At 44.1% G+C, this 8,713-nt stretch carries 7 protein-coding genes and 2 pseudogenes; 7 read left to right on the forward strand and 2 right to left on the reverse strand.

Features of this window, described 5'->3' with window-relative positions; translation table 11 throughout:
- The 7 genes and pseudogenes from AABK37_RS38420 to AABK37_RS38450 form a co-directional block, all read left to right on the forward strand.
- A pseudogene (locus AABK37_RS38420) lies at positions 1-302 on the forward strand (photosystem II D2 protein (photosystem q(a) protein)); the annotation flags it as partial.
- Positions 303-810: 508 nt separating this feature from the next.
- A complete protein-coding gene (locus tag AABK37_RS38425; protein WP_432556676.1) occupies positions 811-1,080 on the forward strand; it encodes a 4a-hydroxytetrahydrobiopterin dehydratase in 270 nt (89 codons plus the stop codon).
- A gap of 419 nt (positions 1,081-1,499) precedes the next feature.
- Positions 1,500-3,485 (forward strand): iron uptake porin, encoded by a 1,986-nt coding sequence (locus AABK37_RS38430; protein WP_432556670.1) that lies wholly within the window; start codon positions 1,500-1,502, stop codon positions 3,483-3,485.
- A gap of 344 nt (positions 3,486-3,829) precedes the next feature.
- On the forward strand, positions 3,830-4,267 hold the full coding sequence (locus tag AABK37_RS38435; RefSeq protein WP_432556671.1) for an RrF2 family transcriptional regulator: 438 nt from the start codon (positions 3,830-3,832) through the stop codon (positions 4,265-4,267).
- 127 nt (positions 4,268-4,394) lie between these two features.
- Positions 4,395-4,628: pseudogene (locus AABK37_RS38440) on the forward strand (cysteine synthase A); the annotation flags it as partial.
- A 32-nt stretch (positions 4,629-4,660) separates the two neighbouring features.
- Positions 4,661-5,356, forward strand: a complete 696-nt coding sequence (locus tag AABK37_RS38445) for a DnaJ domain-containing protein (RefSeq protein WP_432556672.1) — start codon at positions 4,661-4,663, stop codon at positions 5,354-5,356.
- 203 nt (positions 5,357-5,559) lie between these two features.
- Entirely contained in the window at positions 5,560-6,432 is an 873-nt protein-coding gene (locus AABK37_RS38450) for a 6-carboxytetrahydropterin synthase (protein ID WP_432556673.1), read from the forward strand.
- A 197-nt stretch (positions 6,433-6,629) separates the two neighbouring features.
- Here AABK37_RS38450 and AABK37_RS38455 read toward each other — a convergent pair whose 3' ends face one another.
- Both AABK37_RS38455 and AABK37_RS38460 read right to left on the reverse strand, forming a co-directional pair.
- Positions 6,630-7,598 carry a PrsW family intramembrane metalloprotease gene (locus AABK37_RS38455; protein WP_432556674.1) on the reverse strand — a complete coding sequence of 323 codons (969 nt, stop codon included), beginning with the start codon at positions 7,596-7,598 and terminating at the stop codon, positions 6,630-6,632.
- On the reverse strand, positions 7,591-8,511 hold the full coding sequence (locus tag AABK37_RS38460; RefSeq protein ID WP_432556675.1) for a class I SAM-dependent methyltransferase: 921 nt from the start codon (positions 8,509-8,511) through the stop codon (positions 7,591-7,593). Before AABK37_RS38460 ends, AABK37_RS38455 begins: the two co-directional genes overlap by 8 nt.
- Between the last annotated feature and the right edge of the window lie 202 nt (positions 8,512-8,713).

Genomic DNA, 8,713 nt, shown 5'->3' on the forward strand with positions numbered 1-8,713 from the left:
GGTCACAGATATTCGGGATTGCTTTCTCCAACAAGCGTTGGCTGCACTTCTTCATGTTGTTTGTCCCGGTAACAGGCTTGTGGATGGCAGCAATTGGAATTGTCGGTTTGGCGCTGAACCTGCGGGCTTATGACTTCGTATCGCAAGAATTGCGTGCGGCAGAAGACCCAGAGTTTGAAACATTCTATACCAAGAACATTTTGCTGAACGAGGGTATCCGCGCTTGGATGGCTCCTCAAGATCAACCTCACGAACAATTTGTCTTCCCTGAAGAAGTACTACCTCGCGGTAACGCTCTGTAAGGTTCAATGAAGCATTAATCTGCATTTAGCATTCATCATTTATCCCCCGCCTTTTTTGGTGGGGGTTTTTTTATTTCTCGTCAATATCCATAATCCATGTGTTATATTGATTGAAGGTGTTAAAACCCAGAGCGAAATGCTCTGCCTTTTTGAAACCAAGACCGTTTAGGCAACAAGGAGGTGATGCCCATGATAGAAAGTAGTAAATGCATGGGTCATCAGGTTGCAGTTAGCCGGCTGTGTGCCGGGGCTGTTCTCTAAAAGTTAGCCTTAGTTCTCTTGAGAGACTAAGTTAGCTCAAGTAGCAAGGCTCGCTCGGAGTTCCTTCCGGCAGTCTGGTTGCAACCTGAAGACCCGCTAGACCGCCCTGAATTAGGTCATCCGATCTAATTCAGGGCGGATAGTTTTTTAAGGGTGTTTTTTAAGTTTTTTCATCAACTCTGGCTCGGAAAAATCTAGAATAATCAGGTTTTATGTAGCAATGACGCAACTACTGACTGAAGCATAAATTCAACAACGGGCAAGCGTTCTTAATGACTGGACAGTGGAAGGTGACAAATTGCAGTCTACCCGCAAGTTTAAGGATTTTATTCAGGCAATTGAATTTGTAAATCAGTTAGTAGAGCCTGCTGAGTCGGCGGGACATCATCCATATATAGAGATTTCTTACAACAAAGTCAAGATTGCCCTGACAACACATGATGCAGGTGGGTTGACACAGAAAGTAGGGGCGGGGTTTTCCCGCCCACTAGCTGGGGTAATTTCCCAAATATCGTAGGGGCGGGGTTTTCCCGCCCACAAAGAGTTTCCCTGCCCACGTCGTCGAGGCAGAGCGTGGAGAAATGCATTCCTACGCAGAGCGTAGGAACGAGATAAGCATCAACAAAGAGCGCCCCTACCGACCAATAATGATAAATTCCTTATCGCCTGGGATGTGTGACAGTTTACGAGGCGATCGCTGCTATGTTGTCAGATGACTCAAATGTTTTATAATACCAAAGTATAAGGGAATGTTTTTGCATTAAGTTAATCACATCAATTTTTAACAAAATTAATTAGTTATTAGCTTGGCAAAAACTAGAATTGTAGTGGTGACAATTAAGCCTCATATAAAAGGTTTAAATAAAGATGTGGCATTTTCCGGAATAAGTGCAACAAACAAGGTTATCTATACAAGGTGTGAGGAAAAGAGGAAAGATGTCTAATATATTGTGGAAATCCTTGGTGGTTAGTCCAGCGGTATTAGGAGCAACGTTGTTAGTTTCAGCAACAGCGATCGCAGCTCCAACTACAACCACCCAGAAGGCTATTCAGACAGAAGCATTACAAACTGAAAAATCAGAAGTAGCTTCAACAGAAGCATTACAAGCTGACAAACTAGAAGTTCTACCAACAGTAGATAAACTAGAAGCTTCAAAAAATACTTCTAAAGGTATAGTATTCCCAACTGCCGCTACAGAAGTTGCCCAAAAGCCAGATGTAGCTCAAGTACAAAACAGTACAGTATTTTCAACATCTACCGCCACTACAGTTGGTAAAAAACCACAAGTATTGGCTCAAGTACAACAAGTACAACAACAAACTCAAGTTAACACTTTAGATCAAGTTAACAAGTACAGCAACGAAGGCAAGAACGGTAATTCTCAAGCGCAAGTAACATCGGTTTCCCAGTTTTCCGACGTACAACCGACAGACTGGGCATTCCAAGCGTTGCAGTCCTTGGTTGAGCGTTACGGTTGTATCGCAGGTTATCCAAATGGAACTTATCGCGGAAACCGTGCATTAACCCGTTATGAGTTTGCCGCTGGTTTAAATGCTTGTTTGGATCGCGTTAACGAATTGATCGCCACAGCCACCGCTGACTTGGTGACAAAAGAAGATTTGGCTACCTTACAGCGTTTGCAAGAAGAATTTTCCGCAGAACTAGCAACCCTACGCGGACGTGTAGATGCGTTAGAAGCCCGGACTGCTGAATTAGAGTCAAATCAATTCTCTACTACTACCAAGTTAGTGGGTGAAGCAATATTCGCCCTGACTGACGCTTTTGGCGATACAGTTGGCGACAACAACAACACCGTCTTCCAAGAAAGAGTACGTTTAGACTTGCAAACCAGCTTTACAGGCAGAGACATTTTACACACTCGTCTCGCCACTGGTAATGCCGGAAGATTGAACTTAGGTACTGACACAGACGTTAATCGAAACGGAATTATAGACCCCTCCGAGCGTAGTGCTGAAGGTCTTCAAACCTTTAACATAACTGGCAGAGAACAAAACGATAACGGTGTAAACCTAGATTGGTTAGCGTATTACGTCCCAATCGGACCTGCGAGACTTTACGTTGCAGCTACCGGTGGTATTCATAGCGATTATGCAGCCACTGTCAACCCTTACTTTGAGGACTATGACGGCGGTAATGGCGCTCTAACTGCATTTGCTTCGGAAAACCCGATCTTCCGGATTGGTGGTGGTGCAGGTGCAGCGCTCAACTTCAACTTTGGTAGAGGCGGCGGTCTGCTGAAACCAAGCGCACTAACTATAGGTTACTTGGGATCGGAACCGAATAGTCCTGGCATAGGTCAAGGTATATTCAATGGCAATTATGCTGCTCTAGGACAATTGAACTTTAACTTGGGCGATCGCATCGCATTAGCTGCAACCTACGTCCACGGTTATCACGGCGCTGGTAGTGCTTTATTTGATGCAGGTGGATTCCAAGGACAAAACGTTGCTTTAGTGGGTACTTCGCAATCCAACAGTTTAGGTGTTAATTCTGCAACAGGTATTCAAAGCGCATCTTCCAGTAACTCCTACGGTCTGTCAGCAGCCATTAGACCAAGTGACAAACTGTCTATCAGCGGCTTTGTCTCTTACTCTGATGTCACAGGCTTCGGTTCCAATGATAATTTTGAAGCTTGGAGCTACGGAGCTGGCATAGCTCTACCTGACTTTGGTAAGAAAGGTAACGTTTTGGGTATCTTCGGTGGCGCACAACCTTACGCCTTGGGTCGTACTGGTCGTGGTTCTAGAGATATTCCTTATCAGGTTGAAGGTTTCTACAAGTATCGCGTGTCTGATAACGTCTCCATCACCCCTGGTGTGATTTGGTTGACCTCTCCCGGTCAAAATAGCGATAACGACGATGCGTTTATCGGTACGCTCAGAACAACATTCACCTTCTAGAACATTGACAATCTGACTACAATTTAAAACCCTATTACTCCCCGCCCTCAAGCGGGGTTTTTTATTCGTAGTCAGCGCTGATTACAAAGTATCAAACCCTAGTGGAGAACCGGAGTATACTAGAAAAAGTTAGGAGAACGGAGTTATGAGTTGTGAATTATTAACTTATAACTGAAGACGGGGAGCAACGGTTTCTCAACAAGCTTTTTCAAACAAATCTTGGGGATCAAGACTTTCAGCATAACTTTTTGCCTCCTCTTAAACTCCTAACTTTTGTACAGACGTTCCACACCGAACGTCTCTACCGCTTTTCCTAATTTCTAACTCTTAACTTATTACAGCCTGTGGAACTATCGTGTAAATCAGAATACGCAATTCTTGCCTTATTAGAGTTGGCAACTCATTACCAAAGCGGCGAACCGCAGCAAATTCGCACCATTGCGGCACAACAAAATATACCCGATCGCTATTTGGAACAACTGTTAGCAACTTTGAGACGTGGAGGTATAGTCAAAAGCCAACGCGGATCAAAAGGTGGCTATATCCTGTCGCGAGAACCTTGGAAAATAACACTTTTCGAGGTGATAGGATGTTTGGAAGGGTTAGATGTACGGACGTGTGATGAAGATGTCCAGCCCAAAACTGTAGACAGTGGTGTTATAGAAGAAGTCTGGCAAGAAGCACGTCAAGCAGCAAACGCAGTTTTACAAAATTACACGCTTCAGGATCTCTGTGAAAAACGAGATGCACGGCGGCAGTTAGATATCATGTACTACATTTAGTCAATGGTCAATAGTACTCTACCAATTTCAAGAAAGCGCGGTTACGTGGTTAGATTCGGTGACTTCGGAGTGCGAAGTCACCGAAGGACAGCGGAACATCAAGTGTGTTCCTTCTGCTTTCAACATTGTAAAATTAATAAATGAAGTGATTACCGTAACCGACGAAGCGATCGCCTACCGTCGCCGTTTGGCAAGATAACAAAAGCTATTATCTGGCATTTCCAGTGGCGCATTATATCCAGCAATTCCTGTCGCCCCACGATAATAAAATCAAGGGCGCTTAATTGTCATGATTCAACCCAGTTTTGGAGAGAGGTATCTGAGTACGCCGTTGTTCCAAGACTTAAAGAAAGTGCATTAACAGCTAACATTAGCTAACAATAAATTGGAGTAATGGCTTCTAACTACTACGAAACTCTGAAAGTAAGTCCGAATGCAAGCCAAGCGGAAATTAAGCAAGCTTATCGCCGCTTAGTGAAATTATTTCATCCGGATACTAATCAACAAACAGCAGACCGCGAGCAGATTATCCACATTAATGCAGCATATGAAGTTTTAGGCGACGCACAAAGTCGCCTAAATTATGACCAAAAACTGCGCGAGAAATCCGAAAAATCTCAAAGCGATCGCCAACAGCGGACAGCAGCAGCTCAACAGCGTTACAAAGCCGCAAGGCGAACCGGACGCGATATTGATGACCAAATTGAGGCATGGCTGCACCTAGTTTATCAACCAGTCAATCGCTTAGTTAGTGGCATTCTCGATTCTCTAGAAGACCAAATCGATCAACTAGCTGCCGATCCCTTTGATGATGAACTATTAGAAGAATTTCAAGATTACTTAAACACCTGTCGAAATGACCTCAAGCAAGCGCAAATTAGTTTTCGTTCCCTACCAAATCCCCCAAGTTTAGCAAGAGCTGCGGCTCACCTTTACTACAGCCTGAATCGGATCGCCGATGGGCTTGACGAGTTAGAATTTTTCCCTTTGAACTATGATGAGCATTATCTGCACACCGGGCACGAAATGTTCCGCATCGCCACCAGATTGCACCGCGAGGCGCAAGAATCTATAGATGTATATGTATAGCGTTAGTTATATGTTAGTAGTTCTTTGTTACTAGTTAGTCGTTATAACCAACAACCAACAACCATCAACGCTCCCACTAACTTTTGTACAGACGTTCCACACTCCCACGTCTCTACCTAACCACTAACCACTAACAAAAAAATTAGTTTATCCTAGAAATAGTGAAAGTTTAAGAAATTTTAAATTCTGCTGACAGGATACTCATGCAATGCATTGTTAATCGCCGCGCTCAGTTTTCCGCAAGTCATCGGTATTGGTTACCAGAACTAAGCGAAGCAGAGAATATTGAGAAATTTGGCGCTTGTTCGCGATTTCCCGGACATGGACATAACTATGTTTTATTTGTCTCTTTAGCTGGGGAATTAGATAAATATGGCATGGTGCTGAATTTGTCTGATGTAAAACACGTAATTAAGCGGGAAGTCACAAGCCAACTAGACTTTTCTTATCTCAACGATGTGTGGACAGAATTTCAAGAAACTCTGCCCACTACAGAGAATATCGCACGAGTTATCTGGCAGCGGTTAGCACCCCACTTGCCTGTTGTCCGCGTGCAGTTGTTTGAAAATCCTGAACTTTGGGCAGATTATATGGGAAACTCAATGGAAGCTTACCTGACTATCAGCACACATTTTAGCGCCGCTCACAGATTGGCTCACCCGAACCTTAGCGACACAGAGAACGCGGAGATTTACGGTAAGTGCGCTCGGACTCACGGTCACGGACACAACTACCATTTAGAAGTTACCGTCAAAGGAGAAATTGACCCGCGCACCGGGATGATTGTAGATTTAGGTGCTTTGAATCAAGCGATACAAGATTACGTTGTCGAGCCATTTGACCACACCTTTTTAAATAAAGATATTGCTTATTTTGCTGAAGTAGTCCCCACTGCTGAGAATATCGCACTTTACATTAGTAATTTGTTGCGATCGCCTATTCAAGAATTGGGGGCAAAGCTTTACAAAGTTAAACTCATCGAAAGTCCCAATAACTCCTGCGAAATCTACTGCACTGAGTCAGAATCAAACTCAGCCAGTGCCCTAGAAAATCAGCGAGTTTTAATGCGTGTGTAGCTCAGATTACATATAAATATAACAATCAGGGCAGACAACTACTCCTCAACCATTAGCACGTAGATTGTTAGCTAATTAAAAATATTGCCGTCGCACCGATTGTGGGATAAATCCTAGAGACGTTCCGATGGAACGTCTCTACAATTATATTGAATTTATCAACGTTGTTTGTCAAATCATCCCGATAATATGTAAACCTAAAAATATTGCCGTCGCGCTGAACGTCTTAAATAGCGATAAATTAGCCACGCTATCATTGCGAAAATCAGACTTAGCAAAAAGCGGGGAAATATAAACCAGAAAACATCAGGGTAAAAAAGTTGCGACAGACTTAAGGGACTGATAATTCTTCCCATCAAAAAAAGCCCTAAAATTGCATTTCCACCTATCATCAGGGCAAACAACACTAAACCCCGTTGCCAGTTACGAAGCTTGGGTGTATAGCCAGAAATCAGAGTAATCGGCGGTTTGCTTTGCACTTTTCGCAATAATTGCTCTAATCGCCAAAACATCCACAATTGAAACGGAAACGAAGCATAGCTGAGAAAGCTTAACGGTGCTGGGTAACGCCAAGCACTAGATAAAATATTCACTAACGCATGACAAATTACTGAATTTAGCCAAGCGCTGGGAATAACTTTTTTGTATCGAGATAAACGAATGTATGAGCCAATAAATATTCCCAGCGCATAACCCCAAGGAGCCGAGAACAAAGCGTGGACTGGCGTACCGATGCTACGCTCAAAAATTGATGCCGTGCCATTGTAAAGGTAAATCCAGTTTTCTTGAGCGGTGAATCCAAGGGCAACAGCTATGGTGAAGAGAAAAACGCTACCGGGTCGTAATTGATACCTGCGTTTAAAATAGCAACTTGGGGCAATAACCGCTGCTAACTTGCAGCCTTCTTCTATCGGACCAATCTCCACAAGCTGCCGCAGGGCGATACCAGGAAGAGATTTATTCATCTGCTGCCAGTCTACAATCGAGTTGGCTACAGTTTCAAAAACCCATTCTAGGCTCAGAGCGATGAAACCAGATATTGCCCCGACAACAAAGAACAATAGTAGCCTTAGCAAAGATGGGGCAGTGGAGACACGGCAATAGTAGTAGGCAAGAAGCAGCAGCGGTGGTATAACGGCACACAGCAGTACAGATAAATCAGCCACTCATCTGAGCAATTACGGTACGGTGACGGGGGGTGTTGCGAGTGATGGTAGGTGGATTAAAACCTGCCTTTATCAGAGTTTGTTCAATGTCTAAGGCAAAATATTCGTCTAAATACGGTTCAGTACTTTTGAGCAGTGTAAAAATGTAAGGCGGCATCTGGGTATAAATTTCCGATTTGGGATTCATATCCATGATTGCCAAATGTCCACCTGGACGCAGCAGACGCCGCGCTTCTGTAAAAATCTCTTTAGTTGCTGATTGGGGCAATTCGTGGCACATCAGGAAAATTGAGACTAAATCAAATGATGCATCTGATAGTCCAGTTGATTCGGCAGGGGCATGAACCCAGTTAATTTTACAATTGTGTTGCTGTTCTCGGTAGCGAGCAACTGCTAAAAAGTAAGGAGATAAGTCTAAGCCTGTAATTTTGGCTTGGGGATAAATCTTTTGCAAAGCAAATGTACTCAAACCCACGCTGCACCCCATATCTAAAATGTCTTGCGGTTCATGGGGAATTTGTGCTTTGAGGATATCGTGGTAACTTTGGCGTAGTTTAGCATCGCCTTGCGCCCCAGCATCTCGCCAAATTCCCGCGTGGACTGTGCAAGCAGCAACTTCTAATTCTAAAGCTGCTTCCCAGTCGAGATTTCCGGCTTCGTAAGCGTGGAATGGGCGGAGGTAATATTCTGGGTAAGAAAGCTGGGGATTTTGCACTTCAGCTAAATCGCTTTCCCAATCACGCGCTTTTAGTGTCTCTACTTCTTTGTTCCAAGGTACGCATATTTTTTCGGCGCGTTTGATCATCATTTGTCTGGCTTGGTGTTTGGCTAGGTTGTATAGCGGCTTAATTGCTAGGATGCGATTCACCAAACGGGAGGTTAAGTCAGGAGAAGTTTTTACAGCAGCAGTCATTAGTAAGTTTGGTTTAACTATTTTTCTACTTTAGGCATCATAAGACAATTCGGTAATGGGGAATGGGGAGAGGGGGGGATGGGGGGATGGGGAGAGGGGGGGATGGGGGGATGGGGGGAGGGGGGGGTGGGGGTGCTGGGAGAAAGGGGGATCGGTCTGCGTGTCTTCCTCCCCACTCTTCTCCTTGTCTCATTTTCTCCTC

This window comes from Tolypothrix sp. VBCCA 56010 (assembly GCF_050875635.1).
Classification (GTDB): Bacteria; Cyanobacteriota; Cyanobacteriia; order Cyanobacteriales; family Nostocaceae; genus Hassallia.